The organism is Kineococcus glutinatus (genome assembly GCF_039542765.1).
Lineage (GTDB): Bacteria > Actinomycetota > Actinomycetes > Actinomycetales > Kineococcaceae > Kineococcus_A > Kineococcus_A glutinatus.
Genome location: NZ_BAABIL010000231.1, coordinates 1 through 1,997 on the forward strand (window position 1 = coordinate 1; position 1,997 = coordinate 1,997).

The following is a 1,997-nucleotide window of genomic DNA, read 5'->3' on the forward strand; positions in this document are numbered from 1 at the left end:
CGGGCGCTGGACAGGGACACGTGCACCGCGCCCAGGGGCTCGCCGGGCCCGGCGGCGGCGGACAGCAGCACCGGCAGCCGGCCGCCGGGCACCCGCAGCTCCAGCGCCACCTCCTCCACCCGCCGCTCCACGCACAGCAGCGGGTACAGGTGCGTCTCCCAGTAGATCCGGCCCCCGACGGTGAGCAGGTCACCGATCCGCGCACCGCCCACGACCTCCTCGCGGGGGCGGCCCAGCCAGCGCAGCACCTCCGCGTTGGCGGCGAGCACCAGCCCGTCGGGGTCCAGGACGAGCAGGCCGCAGGGCGACGCGTCCCACGCCGCCCCGCCCGCCCCGGCGGCCCCGGCGGCCCCGGGGGTCGCGGACGTCACGGCCGCGCCAGGAACGAGCGCAGGACCGCGACCACCTCCTGCGGGGCGCTCATGTGGGGGCAGTGCCCCACCGCGTCGAGCACCACGATCTCCCCGGCGGGCAGCTGCCCGGCCACGAACCGGCCCACCTCCGGGCCGGCGATGGCGTCCACCCGGGACTGCAGCACCAGGGCCGGCACCCGCACCCGCGCCAGGTCGGCGCGGTTGTCGGCGAGGAACGTGGCGCGGGCGAAGCGGCGCGCGATGACCGGATCGGTGCGGCAGAAGCTGTCCGCCAGCTCCTCCCCGAGCTCCGGCCGCTCCGGAACCCCCATGATTACCGGGGCGATCGCGGTGGACCAGCCGAGGTAGTTGCCGTCCATCGTGGCCAGCAGCTCCTCGATCTCCTCGCGGCTGAACCCCCCGCGGTAGCCGTCGTCGTCGACGTAGCGCGGGCTCGGGCCGACCAGCACGAGCCGGCTGACGAGGTCCGGGCGCTCGGCGGCGACCAGCACGCCGATCATCGCGCTCACCGAGTGCCCGACGAGGGCGACCGGCCCCAGGTCCAGGGCCTCCAGCAGCTCCACCACGTCCTGCGCGTAACCGTCCAGGGACGCGTGCCGGACGGGGTCGTGCGCGCGCAGGTCCGAGCCGCCCGCCCCCACGTGGTCGAACAGCACCACGCGGTGGGTGTCCTCGAAGGCCGGCGCCACCGCGCGCCACATCCCCTGGTCGCAGCCGAAGCCGTGGGCGAACACCAGCGGCGGGGCGCCCACCGGCCCGCTCAGCACCGCGTTGTGGCGCCCGAGCACGTCCCGCGCGGCCGCCGGTGCCTGCCTCGTCGTCATGGCTCCACCCTGCCGCGCCGGGTGGCCGGTGCGCACCCCCTGTGATCGACGTCCTGCGGGAGACGGCCGAGCGCGCCGCGCGGCACCCCCGGCCGGGGCCCCGCGCGGCGCGCTCCCACCGTGCGCTCAGCCGTGCAGGGCCGGCACCCAGCGCGGGCCGGTGTGGGCGCGCCGGCCCAGCACCGCCAGCGCCGCCGGCAGCAGCAGCCCCCGCACCAGCGTCGCGTCCAGCAGCACCGCCGCCGCCAGGCCCACGCCGAGCTGCTTCATGCCGAGCTCCGACATCGTCCCGAAGATCGCGAAGACGGCGACCATGACGGCCGCGGCGCTCGTCACGACGCCCGCGGTGCGCCCCACGCCCACGACGACCGCCTCCCGCGCCGGCCGGCCGGCGGCGAACTCCTCCCGCACCCGGGAGACGACGAGGACGTGGTAGTCCATCGACAGCCCGAAGAGCACGACGAGCATCAGCACCGGCAGCCAGCTCACCACCGCGCCGGTGGAGGTGAAGGCCAGCAGGTCCTCCGCCCAGGTGCCCTCGAAGACCAGGCTGACGATCCCGAACGCCGCCAGGCAGCTGCCGGCGTTGAGGACGAGGGTGGTCAGCGCCAGCAGCGGGGACCCGAAGGACACCAGCACCACCGCGAACGTCAGCACCAGGACGAAGGCCGCCACCCACGGCAGCCGCTCGACCATCCACCGGGACAGGTCCGTGCCCTCCGCGATGCCGCCGACGTGGGCCCCGGCCCCCTCCGGCAGCTCCGCGCGCAGCTGCGGCAGCAGGTCGGCGCGCACCGCC

3 protein-coding genes are annotated in these 1,997 nt (G+C 76.7%); all 3 read right to left on the reverse strand.

The annotated features are described in order from the left end of the window. On the reverse strand, nucleotides 1-371 hold a 371-nt coding region (locus ABEB16_RS09770), incomplete at its 3' end, for a PAS domain-containing protein (protein WP_345712067.1). After that, nucleotides 368-1,198, reverse strand: a complete 831-nt coding sequence (locus tag ABEB16_RS09775) for an alpha/beta fold hydrolase (RefSeq protein WP_345712068.1) — start codon at nucleotides 1,196-1,198, stop codon at nucleotides 368-370. The genes ABEB16_RS09770 and ABEB16_RS09775, both read right to left, overlap by 4 nt. A gap of 126 nt (nucleotides 1,199-1,324) precedes the next feature. Continuing rightward, a partial coding sequence (locus tag ABEB16_RS09780; RefSeq protein ID WP_345712069.1) for an MMPL family transporter occupies nucleotides 1,325-1,997 on the reverse strand: 673 nt, incomplete at its 5' end.